16 protein-coding genes and 1 riboswitch are annotated in these 19678 nt (G+C 65.3%); of the genes, 11 read left to right on the forward strand and 5 right to left on the reverse strand.

The window, feature by feature from the left end; genetic code table 11:
• Position 1: 1 nt before the first annotated feature.
• From QZ497_RS09300 to QZ497_RS09320, 5 genes are all read right to left on the reverse strand, one after another.
• Positions 2–964, reverse strand: a complete 963-nt coding sequence (locus QZ497_RS09300) for an ABC transporter substrate-binding protein (RefSeq protein WP_295473395.1) — start codon at positions 962–964, stop codon at positions 2–4.
• Positions 961–1731, reverse strand: coding sequence for an ABC transporter ATP-binding protein (locus QZ497_RS09305; protein ID WP_295473397.1), 771 nt, complete (start codon positions 1729–1731; stop codon positions 961–963). Before QZ497_RS09305 ends, QZ497_RS09300 begins: the two co-directional genes overlap by 4 nt.
• A gap of 21 nt (positions 1732–1752) precedes the next feature.
• Positions 1753–3894, reverse strand: a complete 2142-nt coding sequence (locus QZ497_RS09310) for a TonB-dependent receptor (protein ID WP_295473399.1) — start codon at positions 3892–3894, stop codon at positions 1753–1755.
• A gap of 105 nt (positions 3895–3999) precedes the next feature.
• A riboswitch (cobalamin riboswitch) is annotated at positions 4000–4217 on the reverse strand.
• A gap of 83 nt (positions 4218–4300) precedes the next feature.
• Positions 4301–4954 carry an OmpA family protein gene (locus QZ497_RS09315; RefSeq protein ID WP_295473401.1) on the reverse strand — a complete coding sequence of 218 codons (654 nt, stop codon included), beginning with the start codon at positions 4952–4954 and terminating at the stop codon, positions 4301–4303.
• Positions 4955–4961: 7 nt separating this feature from the next.
• The gene (locus tag QZ497_RS09320; RefSeq protein ID WP_295473403.1) at positions 4962–6317 is read right to left on the reverse strand and encodes a hypothetical protein; all 1356 of its coding nucleotides are present in this window, start codon (positions 6315–6317) and stop codon (positions 4962–4964) included.
• 442 nt (positions 6318–6759) lie between these two features.
• Between QZ497_RS09320 and tssA the strand changes: the two genes are divergently transcribed.
• From tssA to tssK, 11 genes are read left to right on the forward strand one after another with little or no spacing between them, the layout of a single operon-like run.
• Entirely contained in the window at positions 6760–8331 is a 1572-nt protein-coding gene (gene tssA / locus QZ497_RS09325; protein ID WP_295473405.1) for a type VI secretion system protein TssA, read from the forward strand.
• Between the two features lie 18 nt (positions 8332–8349).
• Positions 8350–8871 (forward strand): type VI secretion system contractile sheath small subunit, encoded by a 522-nt coding sequence (gene tssB / locus QZ497_RS09330; RefSeq protein WP_295473408.1) that lies wholly within the window; start codon positions 8350–8352, stop codon positions 8869–8871.
• A 25-nt stretch (positions 8872–8896) separates the two neighbouring features.
• Complete coding sequence (tssC, locus tag QZ497_RS09335; RefSeq protein ID WP_295473410.1) at positions 8897–10372, forward strand: type VI secretion system contractile sheath large subunit; 1476 nt, start codon at positions 8897–8899, stop codon at positions 10370–10372.
• A gap of 4 nt (positions 10373–10376) precedes the next feature.
• Positions 10377–10808, forward strand: a complete 432-nt coding sequence (tssE, locus tag QZ497_RS09340; RefSeq protein ID WP_295473412.1) for a type VI secretion system baseplate subunit TssE — start codon at positions 10377–10379, stop codon at positions 10806–10808.
• Positions 10805–12592: a type VI secretion system baseplate subunit TssF gene (gene tssF, locus QZ497_RS09345; protein WP_295473415.1), complete on the forward strand. Its 1788-nt coding sequence runs from the start codon at positions 10805–10807 to the stop codon at positions 12590–12592. Before tssE ends, tssF begins: the two co-directional genes overlap by 4 nt.
• Positions 12556–13563: a type VI secretion system baseplate subunit TssG gene (gene tssG / locus QZ497_RS09350; protein ID WP_295473417.1), complete on the forward strand. Its 1008-nt coding sequence runs from the start codon at positions 12556–12558 to the stop codon at positions 13561–13563. Before tssF ends, tssG begins: the two co-directional genes overlap by 37 nt.
• Positions 13564–13575: 12 nt before the next feature.
• A complete protein-coding gene (gene tssH, locus QZ497_RS09355; RefSeq protein WP_295473420.1) occupies positions 13576–16167 on the forward strand; it encodes a type VI secretion system ATPase TssH in 2592 nt (863 codons plus the stop codon).
• Positions 16121–17671, forward strand: a complete 1551-nt coding sequence (locus tag QZ497_RS09360) for a sigma 54-interacting transcriptional regulator (protein WP_295473424.1) — start codon at positions 16121–16123, stop codon at positions 17669–17671. Before tssH ends, QZ497_RS09360 begins: the two co-directional genes overlap by 47 nt.
• A 31-nt stretch (positions 17672–17702) precedes the next feature.
• Positions 17703–17840 (forward strand): hypothetical protein, encoded by a 138-nt coding sequence (locus QZ497_RS09365; protein ID WP_295473427.1) that lies wholly within the window; start codon positions 17703–17705, stop codon positions 17838–17840.
• Positions 17837–18346: a type VI secretion system lipoprotein TssJ gene (gene tssJ / locus QZ497_RS09370; protein ID WP_295473430.1), complete on the forward strand. Its 510-nt coding sequence runs from the start codon at positions 17837–17839 to the stop codon at positions 18344–18346. Before QZ497_RS09365 ends, tssJ begins: the two co-directional genes overlap by 4 nt.
• Positions 18343–19674: a type VI secretion system baseplate subunit TssK gene (tssK, locus tag QZ497_RS09375; protein ID WP_295473433.1), complete on the forward strand. Its 1332-nt coding sequence runs from the start codon at positions 18343–18345 to the stop codon at positions 19672–19674. The genes tssJ and tssK overlap by 4 nt, the downstream gene beginning before the upstream one ends.
• Positions 19675–19678 lie beyond the last annotated feature (4 nt).

A 19678-nucleotide genomic window follows, 5' to 3' on the forward strand; every position in this document is an offset into this window, starting at 1 on the left:
CTCAACGCGATGCCTCGGCGAAACGCTCGGGGTGCAGCACCCGGGCCAGTGTCTCCAGGGCCTCGGCGTTGTGCAGCGAGGGTGTGGCCTGCAGGTAGCTGAGCACTTCGATGTTCAGGTTGTGCACCGCCGCGACCTCACGCAACGCCGGGTGGTTGACCAGAAACTCGCGCTTGGCCTCCCAGGAGGTAGGGCCGTAGTCGATGATGATGATCACCTCGGGGTTGCGCTCCACCACGCTCTCCCAACCGACGCTGGTCCAGCTGGCTTGCACGTCGTCCATGATGTTGCGCCCGCCAGCGGCCTCGATCAGCGCCTGGGGCATGCCCAGGCGCCCGGAGGTGAAGGGGCGGTCTTCGCCGCTGTCGTAGATGAATACCCGTGGGCGCTCGAGGTCGCCTTCCAGGCGCTCACGTACGGCCGCGACACGCTGGCGGGTCTGCTCGATGAGGGCCTGGGCGCGTTTCTCGACCGAGAAGATCCGCCCCAGGTTATCGAGGTCGTGGTACAGGTCGTCGAAGCTGGCGGCGGGGCGGGGCATGACGAACAAGCAGGACTCGCTCAACTCGTAGACGGGAATGCCGAACGGCGCAAGGGTCTGCGGGGTGACCGGGCCGCCGATACGCATGCCATAGTTCCAGCCGGCGAAATACAGGTCGGTGCCGGCATCGACCAGGTTTTCCAGCGAAGGGTCGCGCGGGGCGATTTCCTTGAGCCCGGCAAGCTGCTCGCGCAGCGGATCTTGCAGGGTCTTCCAACCGGTAATGCCACTGAAGCCGGCCATGCGCTCGCGCAGGCCCAAGGCCAGGAGCATGTCGGTCATGTTCACGTCCTGGCTGACCGCGCGTTGCGGCGCGTGCTGGAAGGTCACGTCGCGGTCGCAACTGCGCACGGTCAGCGGGTAGTCGCTGGCGTAGGCGCCGAAGCTGGTCGCCAGGCCGAGGAGAAACAGCAGTCGCATCATGGTCGGGTTATCCAGGTAATGCGTGGATGGGGGGCAAGAGGGTGGGTGTCGACCAGCGCTTGCAGGCCGAACACCTCGTGCAGCAGCGCCGGGGTCAGCACTTGGGCAGGCGTGCCGCTGGCCACCGCCTGGCCGTCCTTGAGCACGTAGAGGCGGTCGCAGAACGCGGCTGCCAGGTTCAGATCGTGGAAGCTGGCCAGGGTGCTCAGGCGCAGTCGGCGCAGCAACTGCAACAGCTCCAGCTGGTAGCGCGGGTCCAGGTGGTTGGTGGGCTCGTCGAGGATCAGCAGGCGCGGCTGCTGCACCAGTGCCCTGGCCAGCAGCACGCGCTGCTTCTCGCCGCCGGAGAGGCTGGCGAAGGCTCGCGCGCCGTGTGCGTGCATGCCGGTGCGCTGCAGGGCCTGTTCGACCAGCGCCCGGTCCTCAGCGCTGTCTCCCTCGAGCAGCTTCTTGTGCGGGGCGCGGCCCATGCCCACCACCTCGGCAACGCTCAGGCCGAAGTCCTGGGGAAACTCCTGTTGCATCACCGCAATGTGCTGTGCGCTCCAGCGCTGGCTGCGCAGCCACAGGTCTTCGCCGGCAAGCCGTACCTGGCCGCTGGCCGGACGGCTGAAGCGCCAGGCGCAGCGCAACAGGCTGGTCTTGCCGCTGCCGTTGGGGCCGATCAGGCCAACGAACTCGCCGTCGGCGACCTGCAGGTCGATATCGACCAGGCGAAAGCGCTGCGCATCGCCCCAATTCAGGCGTTCGATGGCCAGGTGGGTCATGGGTACTCCTCGTCGAGCCGATCAGAAGCTGTAGTCGGCGGTGACCAGCAGCGAGCGGGGCGCCCCCATCAGCCATTGCTGGCCGCTGTTCTGCCCGGTCACCGCATAGCGGCGGTCCAGAAGGTTATACAGTTGCACGCCCAGATGCACGTCGGGCAGTGCCTGCCAGCCCAGGCTGGCGTCGACCACGGTGTAGCCCGGCACCTGGGTGGTGTTGGCCACGTCGGCGTAGCGCGCGTCCACGTAGCGCAGGCCGACACCGGCATCCACCTGATGACCGAGGTCCTTGTTCAACCACAGGTTGGCGGTGCGCCGCGGCACGTCGATCGGGCGGTTGCCGGCCCGCGACACCGGCTCGCCGCCGGCCAGGTCGTCGAAGTCATCGAAACGCGCGCGCAGCAACGAGGCATTGGCCGACACCTGCCAGCCACGCTCCAGGTTCAGCTCCAGGCTGGCCTCAAGGCCGTCGGAAGACTGCTGGCCGACCTGCTGGCTGAGGCGCGTCAGCGGGTCGGTGCTGAGCAGTTTCTTCTTGACGATATGGAAGGCCGCCAGGGTCCACTCGCCATCGCCGTTCCAGAAGCGCTGCTTCAGGCCCAGTTCGGTCTGCCGCGCTTCGGTAAGGTCCAGCTGCTGCTGGCTGGGGCTGAGGGTGATGAGGTTGCTGATGCCATCTTCGGACGTCGAATACTGGCCATACAGCGACAGCTGGTCGGTGACCGCGAACACCAGCCCGGCGCGCCAGTTGCCGCCATTCAGGTTCCGCTCGCTGCGGCTGGCGTCGCGCAGGTCGTCGCGTTGCAGCTGGTTATGGTCGCGGCGCACGCCAGTGACCAGCGACCAACGCTCGGAGAGCTGCAGGCGGTTTTCGGCGAACAGCGCGACGCTGTGGGTCAAGGTGTCGGCCAGTGGGCGAAACGCTGACTGGCTCTGGAAATAGCCGTCGGCAGGCCGCCAGGCGTCGATGTAGTCACCGCCGACGTCGGTGTAAGGCGAGTTGTTGTCGAGGCGGAAGCGGATGCGGTTGTACTCGGCGCCGACCAGGGTCTGGCTGTCCAGGCCGAACAGGCTGTGGCGCCAGGTAAAGGTCTGGCGGTCGCCGAGCTGCTCTTGGTCGTGCTTGATTTCCAGGTAATCGCTGCGCAGCAGTTGTTCGCGCGCGCCATTCCAGGTGTAGATCTCGGCGTTGCGCCAGTGACGGCGGCTGGTGATGAAGTAGAGCTGGTTGCTAGCACTCAAGCTGTCGTTGATCTGCCAGTCGGTGTTCAGTCGCGTCCACTGGTCGTCGTTGCGCTGCACCGCGTTGTGCAGGTTGTAGTTCTTGTCGCGCAGGCTGTCGTGGTAGTGGCTGTCGAGCAGCGGGGTGCCGAAATAACTGGCCGGTTCGCTGTCGCCCCGCTCGTGGGCCAGGGTGAAACTCAGCGCGTCGGTGACTTGCCAGCGCAGCGCGGCGCTCAAGGCCGTGTTGCGCGAGTTGCCGTGGTCGACCCAGCCGTTGCTCTGCTGCTGGTTGAGGGTCAGCCGATAACTGAGGTGCTGATTCAGCGAACCGCCGCTGTCCAGCGCGGCCTGCTGCTGGTCCCACGACCCGTAGCCGAGGCGCAGGCGGTTGCGGATCTCACCTTCGAAGGGCTTCTTCGGCACGATGTTGACTGTCGCCCCGGTGGCGCCTTCGCCATACAGCACCGAGGCCGGGCCGCGCAGCACGTCGATGTGCTCGACCATCCAGGTGTCTACGGGAAAGGTCTGGCTGCCCATGCCGGTGTACAGCCGCGAGCCGTCGAACAGGGTCATTACCGACTCATGGCCGCTGAAGCCGCGAGCCGAGAGCGCGGTGTTGCCATTGCCGGGGGCGGCGATGCTGGTGATCCCCGGTGAGCGGCTCACGGCATCCTGCACGCTGGGGTTGGCGCGGCTTTCCAGGCTTTGGTGATCGATGCGGGTCACGCTGGCCGGCGTCTGCAGCGCGCTGAGGGCCAGCCGCGAAGCGCTGGGTTGCGGGGCGTCGAGGCCGGAAGCGGGCACTTCGCCCACCTCACTGACGGTGGTCGGCGGCAACGACAGGCCGCTTTCGGCCAGGGCGAGGGGAGAAAAGGCCAGTAACGGCACGAGGTTCCAGCGCAGCGAACGCTGCACGATGCTGGCAGGGAGAAATCGGGACATGCTGTTCCACTTCGTAAAGGAAAGATGAGCCCGGAGGGAATAACGCATAGGCAAACACGCGCGCAGGGGCGCACGGGTACCGGCCTGCGCCCGCCCACCGCGGGAGTGCAAAACGAAGTTCCAGGCCGGTCTCCGGGCTTGCGAGGATCATGAAACCTTCACCTTCCCATGCTTGCCGTGGGGCAGTGGCACAGTGGTCTATCGAAGGTTTCGCTCGCCTACCGTTGCGGGGGCAGCGCCGGACTGATCACCTGAGTGACGCACCGGCTTCCCGTTTCACCCCATGCACGGCGGCATGGGACACCTGAAACTGGGCGGCATATGAACACCGATGAACGGTAGCGTCAACCTTGCTCGCCCGGTTCAGGTGCGGTGGCAGGAGAAGGTGGCCGAGGCGCTGCCCGTCTCAAAGGCCGGTGCTGGTAGGTGCCGCCTGGAGCTGGATTTCCACCCGGCGGTTCAGCGCGTCTTGCGGCGCCAGACCGGGGCGTGGCCTGGAATCGCCGTATCCGGCCACCACCACACGCAGAGCCTGGCCTGTGTCGAGTGCCGGGATCAGCAGTTTGCGGGCCTCGCGGGCGCGGGCGGCGGAGAGGGTGTAGTTGTCGTCGTAGACCGTGCAGTAGCGGTTCAGGTCGGTGACCGGTCGGGTCACCGGCAGGCTGTCGGTGTGGCCCTCCACCAGCAGTTGCGCCTGTGGGTGAGTGCGCATGAATTCCGCTACGCGCAGCGCCAGGCGGCCCAGCAGGTTACGGGTGGCCGGGGTGATGCAGGCGCTGCCGCGGGCGAAGGCGTCGTCGGGCAACACCAGGCGGCGGCCCTGGACATCAATGTCCAGCAGGCGCGATTCGCCACTGTGCAGCAGGTCGCGCTGCATGTCGGCGAGCAGGTCACGCAGGTCCTGGTTGCGTGCGCTTTCCTGCAGCTGTCGTTGTACCTGGCTGGCGGCTTCGGCGGCCTTGTTCTGCAGAACCGAGACCACCAGCATGAGCATCACCACCGCCATGACGCCGGCCATCAGGTCGGAAACCGACACCCATTCACTGGCTTTGTCCTTCATCGAGCAATCACCCCGAGTGGCGCGCGGCTGATTGCTCTGGGGTCTTGCGAGGCGCGGGCGCACCCAGATGCTTGAACAGTTGTACGGCCGAATCGGTCGCAGCGTTGAGCGACTCATTGACTCCGGCCAGGCCTTCCAGGGTGCTTTCCAGATGGCTTTCCTGGGAAATGCTCGACGCATTCAGGGCATCGAGGCGCTGGTTGATGTCGCGAGTACCCTGCAGCAGGCCATCGAGCTGTCGCGCCACCGACTCGCTGCGCTGGTCGAGGCTGGCCAATGACAGGTTGCTTTCACGGATCTGGTTGATGAACTCGGTCACCTGTTCGAGCAGGTGGTCGTCACGCTCCTGGGCCAGGCTCAGCAGCCGGGCATTGAAGCGCTTGAGGTCGTCGAACTGGGCGGCGTGGTTGCCGGCCTGCTGGTGCAGAGCGAGCAGGGTCTGATTGCTCTCGCGGTGCTGTGCGGCGAGGTCTGCCAGCTGCTGCTGGGTTTCGGCGTGGCGGCTTGCGGCGTGCCGGTCGGCATCGGCCTGGCGGCTCTGGATGGCCTCCAGTCGCTGTGCAGCGCTGGCGGCGCTCTGTTCCAGCTGACCGAGCAGACGATTGCCGGTGGCCGCCTGGGCCAGGGATTTCTTGTGGAAGTCTTGCGTCTGATCCTGGCTGTCACGGGCCAGTTGCACTTGCAGGGCCATGAGCGCGCGCAGGTCTTCGGCCAGTTGTGAAGACTGCTGGTGCATGCCTTGTACCAGGCGCTCGCCGAGCACTTCCAGGCTTTCCCGGGCCTGCAGGTCGCGGCGCTCGTCGTAGGCACGTCGACCGCGCCGTTCGAGTTCCATGTCCAGCTTCATCTGGCGCACGCACCAGGCGCTGCGACGGCTCTCCGCCGACCAGCGCGAGGCTTCCCAGAGCTTCAGAGCGATGAAGGCCATGATGCCCCAGGTCGAGGTTTTGAACTTCGAGCCCAGGTCTTTCATCATGCCGGTCAGTTGCCCCAGCGAATCGCTCATGGCACCGATGGAGTCGCCGCTGCCTTGCAACACCATCGAGGCTTTGTCCAGGGCCAGGCCCAGGCCGAGGAAGGTGCCGAGCAGGCCGAAGATCAGCAGCAGGCCGGGCATGTTGCCGACGATGCGTTCCGGCAGCGAGGCCAGGGCATGGGACAGTTCGCTGATCGAACCGTGTTGCGGGTCTAGGGCGCCGGTCTGCACGGTGCCGTTCCAGTTGCGTTCCCAGTTCGTTTCGCGGCCCAGCATTTCGGCGCTGATCAGCGATACCAGCAGGCCGCCCAAGATCAGGATGAAGAAGGTCAGTTCCAGCCCGCTGTCCAGCGAGGGCAGCAGGAAATGCATGATTTCACCGTTCATGGACGCTCCTTGAAGCGGGCTGCGACGGTGGCAGGAATGAGCGAAAGAAGGGAGGCCGGCACTGCAGAATTCCTTGTCTGCGGGATCGAAAGCGCGCCCGCGAGTCCGGGCGGCGATGCATGCAATACAACGGGTTATCGGCCGTCGTTGCAGAGTCTTTAGCTTTTCATGTGCCGCTGAACAGCATGTACGTGTGCGTTGGGGAGTGCCGACGTCGGCGGCTGAAGTGGCCGGTTCGGCGCGGTGGACGAGTGCCGACGGGAAAGTTGCATGCAAGTATATGTTACTGATTATGTTGCTTTCTTTCGGTTGTTCATGATGTTGGCGTCATACTTTCTCACTGGATTAAATATTCGTTAATTGTTCAACGCTTTGCGTTTTTGCGTAGCGCTATATCCTCCGGCGCCAAGTTTTATCGTGCTCTCTCGCCGCCGGAACCCTTATGCCGTACCTCGGAAAGTTGTGCTCTTCGTATCTGCAAATCGCCCATTGCGCCGTCGATGAAAACAGTGTTGTCGGTGAGGACATGCGCTTTTCCGTGGAGTACGAAGCACTTGAGATGGAATTGGCGAAAGGGCAGTCCCTGCACCCCGGTGTCGCGACTGACTGGCAAAAGGTACTGGAGGGCAGCGAGACGCTGTTGCGCACACGCTCCAAGGATCTGCGCGTCGCGGCCTGGCTGACCTGGGCGCTTTATCAGTGCGAATCTTTCACCGGGCTGCTGGCTGGCCTGGGCATGTTGCAGGAACTCTGCGCCAGGCATTGGCCTGTGCTGCACCCGCTCAAGAACCGGACCCGTATCGCCGCCTGTGACTGGTTGCTCAAGCGCCTGGACAGCCTGCTGGACGACCGCGTGCCGGTATTGGAGCAGATCGAGCTGTTCCGGCGTCTGCTGGAGTTGCTGCAAGCGCTGGATGAAATCCTGAGTTCCAGGTTGGGAGCTGACGCGCCGCTGTTCCTGCCGTTGTGCCGCCGCCTGGCCGGAATGCTCCAGCGCGCCACGGACAATCGCCCCAAGCCCGGTCTGGTCGGTGCAGCAACCGCCCAGGTGCGTCAGGTCGCCAGCCAGTGGCGCGCATCGGCAGCCATCGACAGCGACAAGAGCGCCAGTGCAAGCCTGCGCAGCCTGCAGGATACGGCGCTACCGCTGTGCAAGTGGTGGCTGCGCAACCAGGCCTGTGACCTGCGAGCCCTGCATTTGAGCCGCGCCTTGCTATGGCTGGCGGTGGATACGCTGCCCGAGCGCAACGCTGAAGGCATCACCGCCTTGCGTGGCGTGCCGGCTGACCGGCTCAAGGATTACCAGATGCGCTTCGCTGCGGGCCAGTACGCCGACCTGCTGCTCGACGTCGAGGCGAGCCTGGTGCGCGCGCCGTTCTGGCTCGACGGGCAGCGTCTCGGCTGGGAATGCCTGCAACAACTGAACGCCGAGCCGGCCATGCAGTGCATCGAATTCCACCTCGCCCTGCTGTTGCAACGCCTGCCGGCACTGCCCCGGTTGTGCTTTCACGACGGCACCCCGTTTGCCGACGCCGCGACCCAGGTCTGGTTGCAGGAGCGGGTTCAGGTTCATCTGCACAAACCGAGCACCGAGCCGCCCGCCGTAGCGCCGGCTGGCGAGCGTCCGACTTGGGAACTGGCACTCGAAGACGCCGTGCAGACGTTGCCGCAGCAAGGCCTCAAGGCTGCCGGGCAGCCACTCAAGCTGGGGCTGGCGCAGGCTCTGGGCGGGCGCGAGCGCTTCTTCTGGCAGTTGAGCCTGGCGCGGCTGTGCTTCGCCGCCCGGCAGTACGAGCTGGCGCGCGTGCAGCTCGATGGGCTGGATGCCTTGCTGGTCGGCCAGGGCGACCCTGGTTGGGAGCCCGCCCTGGCGTGTCAGGTGTTGCATCTGCTGCATGCCTGCTGTGAACGCCTGCCGCAGAGCCATGCCGTGCGCGAACGCAAGGAAGAGATTTTTCGCAGGTTGTGCCGCCTCGACCCCGACGTGGTACTCGAACAGGCCCCCGTGCCGTGAACCCCAAGGAGAAACCCCATGGCCAAAGATGCCTCGGTAGCACCCAAGGAACGCATCAATATCACCTTCAAACCGGCGACCGGTGGTGCCCAGGAACAGATCGAGCTGCCGCTCAAGCTGCTCGCCCTGGGTGATTTCACCGGGCGCCCCGACGAGCGCAAGCTCGAAGACCGCAAGCCCATCGCCATCGACAAGAACAGCTTTGACGAGGTACTGGCCAAGCAGGCGTTGAGCCTGGTCTTCAGCGTCCCCAACCGTCTGGAGGATGAGCCGCAGGCCGACGAGACAGCCGTGCAGTTGCAGATCCGTTCGATGAAGGACTTCAGCCCTGCCAGCCTGGTCGAGCAGGTGCCACAGTTGCGCAAGCTCATGGAGCTGCGCAATGCACTGGTCGCGCTCAAGGGACCCTTGGGCAATGTACCGGCGTTCCGCAAGGCCATCGAGGACGTTCTGGCCGACGAACAATCCCGTGCCCGTGTGCTCGGCGAGTTGGGGCTGGCCCTCGAAGCGCCCGCCAGCACACCGTCCCGCGACCAATGATGCCACTGCCAAGGAAAGCCGCTTCATGACGACTGCAAGCCAGACCCAAGCTCAAGCCGAGCACGCCCAGCCCAGCCTGCTCGATACGATCATCGCGCAGACCCGCCTCAACCCGGCTGACGAAGCCTGGGCCATCGCCCGGCGCGGCGTTTCGGCATTCATCGCCGAACTGCTCAAACCGCACAACGACGCCGAGCCGGTCAAGAAGGCCTTGGCCGACCGCATGATCGCCGAGATCGACGCACGCCTCAGCCGGCAGGTGGATGAAATACTCCATCATCCACAATTCCAGGCCCTGGAGTCGGCCTGGCGTGGCCTGAAGCTGCTGGTCGACCGCACCGACTTTCGCGAGAACATCCGCATCGAGATCCTCAATGTCTCGCGCCATGACCTGCTCGACGACTTCGAGGACTCTCCGGAGGTCGTCCAGTCGGGTCTCTACAAGCATGTCTACACCGCCGAGTACGGGCAGTTCGGCGGCCAACCTGTCGCGGCGATGATCGCCAACTACGAGCTGACGCCCAGCGCCCCCGACATCAAACTGATGCAGTACGTCGCCAGCGTGGCCTGCATGGCTCATGCGCCCTTCATCGCTGCCGCCTCGCCAGCGTTCTTCGGCCTGGAGAGCTTTACCGGGCTGCCCGACCTCAAGGACCTGCGTGATCATTTCGAAGGCCCGCAGTTCGCCAAATGGCAGAGCCTGCGCCAGTCCGAAGATGCCCGTTATCTGGCCCTGACGCTGCCGCGCTTTCTGCTGCGCACGCCTTACGACCCCGAGGAAAATCCGGTCAGGTCGTTTGCCTATCGCGAGTCGGTGGCAGCCAGCCACGAGCATTACCTGTGGGGCAACACCGCCTGGACCTTTGCCACGCGCCTGACCGACAGCTTTGCCCGTTTCCGCTGGTGCCCGAACATCATCGGCCCGCAGAGCGGCGGGGCCGTGGAAGACCTGCCGCTGCATCATTTCGAGAGCATGGGGGAGATCGAGACCAAGATTCCCACCGAGGTGCTGGTCTCCGACCGCCGCGAGTTCGAACTGGCCGAAGAGGGCTTCATTTCCCTGACCATGCGCAAAGGCAGCGACAACGCGGCGTTCTTTTCCGCCAGCTCGGTGCAGAAGCCCAAGCTGTTCGGCAACAGCCCCGAGGGCCGGGCGGCCGAGCTCAACTACCGACTGGGCGCGCAATTGCCCTACATGATGATCATCAATCGTCTGGCCCATTATCTGAAGGTGCTGCAGCGCGAGCAGCTGGGTTCCTGGAAGGAGCGCACCGACCTGGAGCTGGAACTCAACAAGTGGATTCGCCAGTACATCGCCGACCAGGAGAACCCCGCTGCCGAGGTGCGGGGCCGGCGCCCGCTGCGCGCTGCGCAGGTGCGAGTCACCGATGTAGAGGGAGAGCCGGGCTGGTATCGGGTGAGCCTCGATGTGCGGCCGCATTTCAAATACATGGGCGCCGATTTCACCCTGTCGCTGGTCGGCAAGCTCGACAAGGAATGACGCCATGAACGGTTATGGCAGCCTTTTCGAACGATTGGCCGGCGATTCGGCCCGGCGGGCCGGATGGACTCACGAGCAGGCAGTGATGGACTCGGTGGCCACTCACCTGCAGCGCATGCTGGTGGTACGCGCCGGTAGTGTGCCGACCCTTGGCGATTACGGGCTGCCTGACCTCAATGATCTGCGCCTGAGCCTGCACGATGCCCTTGAACAGGCCCGCACGGCCATCGAGGCGGTGATCAGTCGTTACGAACCGCGCCTTGAGGAGGTGCGCGTGGCGGCGCTGCCTGGTGGCCATGACCCGCTACAGCTGGGCTTCAGCGTCGCGGCCTGGCTGCGCATCGACGATCTGCGTCGGCCAGTGCACTGGCAACTGCGGTTGCAGGGTGGCAGCCAGATACGGATCGAACCGCGCGCCGTGGGTGACCTTTCTTGACCTTCAATGACTATTACCTGAGCGAGCTGAGCGCCTTGCGCCAACTCGGGCAGCGCTTTGCCGAGCGCAATCCGGGACTGGCGCCCTGGCTCGGCCAGCCTGGCCAGGACCCGGATGTCGAACGTCTGCTCGAAGGCTTCGCCTTTCTGACCGGGCGGTTGCGGCAAAAGCTCGACGATGATCTGCCCGAGCTGACGCATTCGCTGGTGCAACTGCTGTGGCCCAACTACCTGCGGCCGCTGCCCGCGTTCAGCATTCTGCAGTTCGAGCCTCTGGAACAGCCCGAGGCGGGGCGCTTGGTGGTGCGTGGCAGTCCTATCGAAAGCCGGCCGGTAGACGGCGTACGCTGCGGCTTTCGCACCTGCTACGACACTGAAGTCCATCCCCTGGCGTTGACCGAACTGAGCCTGTCGGCCGACGCCCAAGGCGCGCTACTGACGCTGCGCCTGCATGTGACCGGCGAAGGGCATCTGGGGCAATTGTCCCTGCAGCGCCTGCGTTTGCACCTGGCCGGTGAGCGCCCGGTCAGCCAGACGCTTTACCTGAGCCTGCTGCGTCATTTGCAGGACGTTGTACTGCTGCCGTTGGGTGGCGACGGACAGGCGCTGTGTGATGAGAGCGGCCACCCTGTGACGCTCAAGTTGCCCGCCGACAGCGTCCAGCCCGTGGGCTTCGCCGAGCACGAAGCACTGGTGCCGTACCCGCTCAACACCTTTCGTGGCTATCGCATCCTCCAGGAATACTTCGCGTTTCAGGACAAGTTCCTGTTCGTCGAGCTGCAAGGCCTGGACGCCCTCCAGAGCCTGCCGCAGCGGCTGCTGCAACAGGGGCGGGGTTTCGAACTGCGCCTGGCCATGGGCAACCCGGCGCTTTGCCAACTGCAGCCTGGCGCAGCGAATGTGCGCCTGTACTGCACACCCATCGTCAATTTGTTCCGTCACGACGCCTTACCCTTGCGTATCGATGGCCGGCGTGACGACTACCTGCTGATGGCCTGCGCCGACGGAGCACAGAGCCGTGCCGTGTATTCGGTGGATTCCGTGGTGGGCTGGCGCAGTGGCGGACTCGGCTACCGCAACTACGTGCCATTCGAGTCCTTCGAGCATGACCCCAGCTTCGAAATGACCGGGCGCCAGCCTTACTACAGCGTTCGCCAGCGTCCGTCGCCGGTGCATGGCGGCCTGGAAACCTGGCTGAGTTTTACCGGTGACAGCCCGCAGGTCGGTGAAACCCTGTCCGTCGAGCTGACCTGTACCAACCACGACCTGCCACGCCGCTTGCAGGTCGGTGAAATCGACCAGCCCTGTGAAAACGGTCCCGCATTCGTCAGGTTCCGCAATATCGTACCGGCGACCCGCAGCTATCCGCCGCCGTTGGGTCGCGACTTTCTATGGCGGCTGATCAGCAACATGTCGCTCAACTACCTGTCGTTGACCAATGTCGAGGCGCTGAAGGTCATCCTGCAGACCTACGACCTGCCACGTCACTACGACCCGCATGCCGAAAGGCTCAGCAACCACCTGATCGGCGGCCTGCAGGCGGTGCAGCACCTGGGCGTCGACCGCTTGCACCAGGGCTTGCCGGTGCGTGGCCTGCGCACCCTGCTGCGCATCGACCCACGCCACTTCAGCGGAGCAGGCGATCTGTTCCTGTTCGCCTCGGTGCTCAACGAATTTTTCGCGCTCTACGCCAGCCTCAACTCCTTTCACGAGTTGCAGGTCATCACCACTCAGGGAGAGAACCACCGATGGAAGCCACGCATGGGGCAACAACCCCTGTTGTGAACCGGCTGACCGGTTCGATTCGCGAGTACTCGCTGTACCAGGCCCTGGGCCAGATCATCGCGCGGTTGCGCGAGCACCATCCGCAGCTCGATGAGCAGGCGCTGTACGAGCTGGTGGAGTTCCAGGCCAACCCTGGCCTGGGCTTTCCCGGCAGTGACATCGAGCGTCTGGAGTTCTTTGAAGAACAGGGGCGGTTGCATGCCCGGCTGCACTTGAACCTGCTTGCCCTGTGCGGTTCGGCATCGCCTTTGCCGGCGTTCTACGCCGAGCAGGCGCTGCGCGATGGCGAGGAGGGCACGCGAACCCGGGCGTTTCTCGACCTGTTTCATCACCGCTTGCAGCGCCTGCTGCTGCCGGTATGGCGCCGGTATCGTTATTACGCCAGCTTCCGTCGGGGAGCCGAAGACGATTTCTCACAGCGCCTGTTCGCCCTGATCGGCCTGGGTTCGCCCGCCCTGCGTGCCTCCCGGGCCCTGAACTGGAAACGCCTGTTGCCCTATCTCGGCCTGCTCAGCCTGCGCGGCCATTCCGCCGCGCTGGTCGAGGCGGTCCTGCGCTACTACTTCAAGCATGCCCGGTTACACATCGAGCAGTGCGTTGAGCGCCGCGTCGACATTGTCGCCGAGCAGCTCAATCGCCTCGGCCTGGGGCACTCATGCCTGGGCAATGACCTGGTGATCGGCCGGCAGGTACGCGATCGGGCCGGCAAATTCCGCATCCATGTTTGCCAGCTCGACTGGCAGCGCTTCCACGACTTCCTGCCCGGAGGCAGCGGCCATGAGCCGTTGTGCGCCTTGGTGCGCTTCACCTTGCGCGACCCGTTGGACTACGACATCCGCCTGCAACTGCGTCACGAAGAACTTCGCGAGCTGCGCCTTGGCGAGCACAACCCGTGTCGTCTGGGCTGGACCAGCTGGCTGGGCCGCGAGCGCGCCGACGGCGTCGTCACCCTCGGCCACCGGATTCACTGAAGGACCTTGAGCATGATCAATCTGGACCTGCAAAAACTCATTCAGGCCCTCGACGCCGACACGCGCCGCGACCTGGAAACCTGCGCGCAACGCTGCGTGACCCGGGGCGCCAGCCAAGTGCTCGTCGAGGACTTGCTGCTATGCCTGCTGGAGCGCCCCCAGGGGCTGCTGCCGCAGGGCCTGCGTGATGCCGACGTCGATGCCGGGGCGCTGCGCAACCTGTTACAGCCGCAGCCGGGGCAGAGCACTTCGCGCAACCCGGCGTTCGCCCCCGAGCTGGTGCAATGGCTGCAGGAGGCGCTGCTGCTGGCCCACCTCGAACTAGGCCAGAGCAGTGTTGGCGAAGCCGCGTTGTTGCTGGCGGTGCTGAATAACCCCTTGGCGCATGCCGGCTGCGCCTACCAGCCCTGGCTGGCAAAACTCGATGCCAGCCGCTTGAAGGCCAGCGTGGATGAACCTGGCGCCCGGGCGGGCGCCGGTTCTGGCGGCGACTCCCTGCTGGAGCGCTTTACCCATGACCTGACGGCCCAGGCCCGCGAGGGCGCTTTGGACCCGGTGCTGTGTCGCGACAGCGAGATCGCCCGGATGATCGACGTGCTGGCCAGGCGTCGCAAGAACAACCCGATCCTGGTAGGCGAGGCCGGGGTCGGCAAGACCGCGCTGGCCGAAGGCCTGGCCCTGCGCATCGTGGCGGGCGAGGTGCCGCCGGTGCTGGAGGCTGTGCGGCTGCTGACTCTGGATCTTGGACTGCTGCAGGCGGGGGCCAGCGTCAAGGGTGAATTCGAGCGGCGCCTGCAAGGGGTCATCGACGAAGCCGGCCGGTCCATGCCCCCGGTAATCCTGTTCATCGATGAAGCCCATACCCTGATCGGCAGTGGCAACCAGCCCGGCGCCGCCGATGCGGCCAACCTGCTCAAGCCCGCCCTGGCGCGTGGCCAGTTGCGCACCATCGCCGCCACGACCTGGAGCGAGTACAAGCGCTACTTCGAAAAAGACCCCGCACTGGCTCGGCGCTTCCAGCCTGTGCAGGTCAACGAGCCGAGCCCAGAGCAGGCGGTGGCGATTCTGCGTGGCCTGGCTGCCACCTACGAGCGCAGCCATGGGGTCTACATTCGCGACGATGCCTTGCAGGCCGCCGTCAGCCTGTCGGCTCGCTATCTGGCCGGTCGTCAACTGCCGGACAAGGCCGTGGATGTGCTGGACACCGCCTGTGCGCGGGTGCGCATCAGCCTGGCCAGTGCCCCACAGAGCCTGGCCAGGTTGCGCGGTGAGCGGGCTGCCGGTTACCGGCAGGTGCAGGCGTTGCGCCGGGATGCCCTGGCCGGGTTGCGGGTCGACCGCCGGGCGTTGGCCAGCCTGGAGGCCCGCTTGCCGGAACTCGAGCGGCAGCTGACCCGCCTGGAAGCGGACTGGCACATCCAGCGTGAACAGGCCGGTCGCCTGTTGGCGTTGCGGCTACCGCTGGACGATGGCGGTTGGCCTGGCGGCATGGGTCTGGATGAGGCTTTGCCTGAGGAGCGCAGCAGCCTGGCGCGTGAACTGACGGTTGCCAGGGCCGAACTGGAAGAGCATGAGCGCGGACAGCGGTTGGTCAGTTTCGAGGTATGTCCGCGTGTGGTGGCCGAAGTGGTCAGCGCCTGGAGCGGGGTGCCGGTGCAGCAGCTGGCCCGAGAACACAATACGCGGGTCGAGGGCTTCGCCAGCGACCTGCAGGCGCGCATTCGTGGGCAGGGACATGCCGTGCAGGCGCTCGATCGTGCGGTGCGCTGCGCCGCTGCCGGCTTGAACCGCGCCGATGCGCCGGTGGGGGTATTTCTGCTGGTAGGCCCCAGTGGCGTGGGCAAGACCGAGACGGCGCGGGCCCTGGCCGACCTGCTGTATGGCGGCGAGCGCTTCCTGACCACCCTGAACATGACCGAATTCCAGGAAAAGCACAGCCTGTCGCGGCTGATCGGCGCGCCGCCGGGTTATGTCGGTTACGGTGAGGGCGGCATGCTCACCGAGGCGGTACGCCAGCGCCCTTACTCGGTGGTGCTGCTCGATGAGGTCGAGAAGGCCGATCCTGAGGTATTGAACCTGTTCTACCAGATCTTCGACAAAGGCCTGGCCAACGATGGCGAAGGCCGTGAGATCGACTTCCGTCACACCCTTATCTTGCTGACTTCCAACCTGGCCAGTGAACAGATCGAGGCGCTCTGTGCCGACGGCGCACGGCCTGAGGCCGCGCTGCTGGCCGAGCACATTCGCCCCACGCTCATCCGCCATTTCAAGCCGGCGCTGCTGGCGCGGATGCAGGTGGTGCCTTACTACCCGATAGCGGGCGAAGTGCTCGGTGAGGTCGTGACGCTCAAGCTGCAACGCCTGGCCAGCCGGCTGCGCGAGCGCGACCTGCGCTTCAGCTACAGCCCCCGGCTGGCCGAGCACCTGAGCGCACGCTGCCGTCAGGACCACAGCGGGGCCAGGCTCATCGATCAGCTGTTGGAAAACGGGTTGATGCCGACCCTGGTCGACCGCCTGCTCGCCGCCATGGCCAGGGGGGAACGCCTGGAACATGCGCATGCCGACCTCGATGCGCAAGGCGCTCTGGCCTGGGAGTTCTCCTGAAATGACCCCGCCGATTCTCGATGAGCAGGCCGAGGCCCTGCTGATGCGCTGCCTCCGTCTGTTCAGCAACGAGTGCCCGCAACGTCTCAAGGACGACTTCGTCCAGGCACTGTCGTATATCACTGGCTGTGAGCTGGGGCAGTTGTACCTGCTGGCAGATGGCGGCCCGGACCTGCAGCTTGCCGCCGAACACCTGGTCGCGCCGCTCTCGCCACGCCAGTGCGCAGCGCTGCCGAGCTACCACAGCTGCCCGCTGCTGGCGTTCGTGCTGCGTCAGCGGACGGCGCTGCATCTGGACAGCCTCGACCCCGCGCTGCACGACACGTCCTTCCTGCCGTCCGCTCAGATGCCCTGGCAGTCATTGTTGTGCGTGCCATTGTGCGACCGCCGAGGCAAGGCCGTTGGCCTGCTGCTGTGTGTCAGCGCCAGGCGCTTGCCACTGGGTCATCACAGCGGGTTGCTCAGTCAGCTTGGCGATCTGCTCTCCAGCCGCCTGGCCGCGTTGCAGGTACCGCTATTGCAAGAGACACCTGTGCATTACCCGTCGTGCTCCGACGACTTCGGGCTGCTGGGCGACAGCCCGGCGATCCGCGATGCCCGGCGCATGATCAGCAAGGTCCTGGCCAGTGACTGCACGGTGCTGCTCACCGGTGAAACCGGCACTGGCAAGGAACTGGCGGCGCGCGCTATCCATGAGCAAGGCACCCGGCGCGCAGGCGCCTTCGTGGTCCAGAACTGCGCCGCCTTTCCGGAAAGCCTGCTGGAAAGCGAGCTGTTCGGTTACCGCAAGGGCGCCTTCACCGGTGCCCTGCGCGACCGTCCAGGGCTGTTCGATACCGCGCATGGCGGCACGCTGTTGCTCGACGAAATCGGCGACATGCCTCTGGCCTTGCAGGCCAAGCTGCTGCGTGTGCTGCAAGAGGGTGAAGTACGACCACTGGGGGCCAACACCACGCATCGCATCGATGTGCGAGTGATCGCCTCGACACACAGAGACCTGCTCGCCATGGCCAAGACGGGGCAGTTCCGCGAAGACTTGTACTACCGCCTGGCGCAGTTTCCCATCGAACTGCCAGCCTTGCGTCATCGCACCGGCGATGCCGTGCCGCTGGCCCGGTATTTCGCGAGCCAGGCCAGCCGTCCTGGCGAAACCGGCGTGGCGCCGTTGCGCTGGTCCCCGGCGGTGCTGGATTTCCTTGCCACTCATGCCTTTCCCGGCAATGTCCGCGAACTCAAGGGCATGGTCGAGCGCGCGGTATTGCTGTGCGAGGACGGGCAGTTGTCGCTGGAACATTTCATCTGCCGTCCCGGTGCGCTGCCCGAGCGCGAACCTGGCCTGCGCCAGCGACTGGAGCGCTTCGAGCGTTCATTGCTGATCGAGAGCCTGCACAGCAACGGCGGCAACCGCACCAGGACCGCCCGCCAGCTGGGCGTGGCGCGCCGCACCCTGCAGTACCGCCTGCAGCGCCTGAACATTCAATCCCTACCCGATGGCGGTTGCTGAAACCGCCACCTCATGATCTGGAGATTCACCGATGTCCCCAACCACGTGGCGTATTTTGTCACTGGCGCTGACGCTTGCCGGTATGACCGGCTGCAGCCTGTTGCAACCTTCCGACCACCACCAGTTCCGCCCGCTCGGCGAACCGCCGGCCCTGGAGCTTGAGCCGTGAGTGCGAGAATTTCACCTGCCAGACAGCCGGTGAGCGGGGCACTGGTGCTGTGCGTACTGCTGGGCCTCGGCGGCTGCGCGGCCCTGTCGGAGCCTGAACCGACGCGGCTCGACCTGACCCTTGCGGCCAGCGAGCGACTCAACCCCGACCTGCATGGGCGCCCATCGCCAGTGGTGGTGCGTCTGTACGAGTTGCGCCAGCCGGCGGCTTTCCAGGCCAGTGCGTTCTTCGACCTCTATGAGCGGGCCCGCGCCAATCTGGCCGCGGACCTGCTGGCCAGCGAAGAACTGGAGCTGCGCCCCGGCGAAACCCGTCGGCTCAAGCTGCTGGTCGAGCAGGGGCGCTATGTCGGTGTGCTGGCGGGCTACCGTGACCTGGGTTCGGGGCGCTGGCGCCAGGTACTCAGCTTGTCCCGAGGGCAGCGCAACACAGCCGTGCTGCTACTGGACGAAGAAGGTCTGGGTCAGGCGCCCGTCGCGCCGGGCAGTCAGGGAGGCCAGCCATGATCGCGCACAAGGTCATCTGGCAGGAAGGCATGCTGCTGCGTCCCCAGCACCTGCAGCACAACGACCGCTATCTCGATCAGCAACTGCGCGCCCGCACCTGTCAGCTCGGTGGCTACAACTGGGGATTCTTCGCGCTGGAGATCGACGTGCAGTTTCTCAATATGGGCAAGCTGGTGGTCAGCCAGGCCAGCGGCATCCTGCCCGACGGTACGCTGTTCGACCTGGCGGGCGCCTCACAGCCCCTGGCGCTGGATATTCCGCCGGGTACTGCCGATGCTGCGGTGTACCTGGCCTTGCCACTGGTGACCGGTAATCATGTCGAGGCGCGGCAGCCCGAACAGGTCGATGTGCTGGCGCGTTTCATCGCGTACCCGATGCAGGTCGCCGATTCCAATGCTGGTGAGGAGGCCAGCAGCCTGGTGCACTGCGCGCGCCCCGACCTGCGCCTGATGCTCGGTGAGCCGTCCGCTGCTGAAGGCTGGGTGCGCCTCAAGCTCTGCCAGGTCCGTGAGGCCACTGCTGCGGGGGTGGTCACCCTGGCGGCAGATTTCCTGCCCAGCGTCATCCATGTCCAGGCCAGCACCTGGCTGCTGTCGTGCCTGAAGGAAGTGATCAGCCTGCTGGCTTACCGGGGCGATATCCTGGCCGAGCGTCTGGGCGACACCACCAGCCATGGCAGCGCGCAGCTGGGTGACCTGCTCATGCTGCAACTGATCAATCGTCATGAACTGTTGTTGCGCCACTGCCTGGAGGCACAGCGCCTCGTACCGGAGGACCTGTACCGCCAGCTGCTGGCACTGCTTGGCGACCTGGCGACCCTGGCCAGCGATGGCAAGCGTGCCGTCGTGCAGGGCCACTATCGGCACGCAGACCTGCACGCCAGCTTCACGCCGCTGATGGATGCTATCCGCCACGCGCTGTCGATGGTCCTGGAGCAGCATGCCATCGAACTGCCTTTGGAGCCTCGCGAATACGGCGTTCAGGTCGCCGTGCTGCACGACCGCAACCTGCTGGCCTCCTGCAGCTTCGTACTGGTAGCCAGTGCCGATTGCGACAGCGAAACGCTGCGTCAGCGCTTGCCGGCGCATCTCAAGGTCGGTGCGGTGGAGCGTATCCGCCAGCTGGTCAACCTGCACTTGCCGGGTATCCGTTTCAGGCCCTTGCCCGTGGCGCCGCAGCAGATGCCGTTCCATGCCAACAAGATCTATTTCGTCCTCGAACCCGCCAGCGAAGAGCTGGCCCAGCTGGAAAGCTCCGGCGGCTTCGCCTTGCACGTCTCGGGCGAGTTCAGCGACCTCGAACTGAGCTTCTGGGCGATCAGGAACTGACATC

This window comes from uncultured Pseudomonas sp., assembly GCF_913777995.1.
Classification (GTDB): domain Bacteria; phylum Pseudomonadota; class Gammaproteobacteria; order Pseudomonadales; family Pseudomonadaceae; genus Aquipseudomonas.

What these genes read in the sequence shown, in the direction of transcription:
- QZ497_RS09360 (WP_295473424.1), top strand. Translation starts at nt 16,121, where the DNA reads ATGCCGACCTCGATGCGCAAGGCGCTCTGGCCTGGGAGTTCTCCTGAA.
- QZ497_RS09300 (WP_295473395.1), bottom strand. Translation starts at nt 964, where the DNA reads ATGATGCGACTGCTGTTTCTCCTCGGCCTGGCGACCAGCTTCGGCGCC.
- QZ497_RS09320 (WP_295473403.1), bottom strand. Translation starts at nt 6,317, where the DNA reads ATGAACGGTGAAATCATGCATTTCCTGCTGCCCTCGCTGGACAGCGGG.
- tssG (WP_295473417.1), top strand. Translation starts at nt 12,556, where the DNA reads ATGGAAGCCACGCATGGGGCAACAACCCCTGTTGTGAACCGGCTGACC.
- QZ497_RS09315 (WP_295473401.1), bottom strand. Translation starts at nt 4,954, where the DNA reads ATGAAGGACAAAGCCAGTGAATGGGTGTCGGTTTCCGACCTGATGGCC.
- tssE (WP_295473412.1), top strand. Translation starts at nt 10,377, where the DNA reads ATGAACGGTTATGGCAGCCTTTTCGAACGATTGGCCGGCGATTCGGCC.
- QZ497_RS09305 (WP_295473397.1), bottom strand. Translation starts at nt 1,731, where the DNA reads ATGACCCACCTGGCCATCGAACGCCTGAATTGGGGCGATGCGCAGCGC.
- QZ497_RS09365 (WP_295473427.1), top strand. Translation starts at nt 17,703, where the DNA reads ATGTCCCCAACCACGTGGCGTATTTTGTCACTGGCGCTGACGCTTGCC.
- tssA (WP_295473405.1), top strand. Translation starts at nt 6,760, where the DNA reads ATGCCGTACCTCGGAAAGTTGTGCTCTTCGTATCTGCAAATCGCCCAT.
- tssK (WP_295473433.1), top strand. Translation starts at nt 18,343, where the DNA reads ATGATCGCGCACAAGGTCATCTGGCAGGAAGGCATGCTGCTGCGTCCC.
- tssH (WP_295473420.1), top strand. Translation starts at nt 13,576, where the DNA reads ATGATCAATCTGGACCTGCAAAAACTCATTCAGGCCCTCGACGCCGAC.
- QZ497_RS09310 (WP_295473399.1), bottom strand. Translation starts at nt 3,894, where the DNA reads ATGTCCCGATTTCTCCCTGCCAGCATCGTGCAGCGTTCGCTGCGCTGG.
- tssB (WP_295473408.1), top strand. Translation starts at nt 8,350, where the DNA reads ATGGCCAAAGATGCCTCGGTAGCACCCAAGGAACGCATCAATATCACC.
- tssC (WP_295473410.1), top strand. Translation starts at nt 8,897, where the DNA reads ATGACGACTGCAAGCCAGACCCAAGCTCAAGCCGAGCACGCCCAGCCC.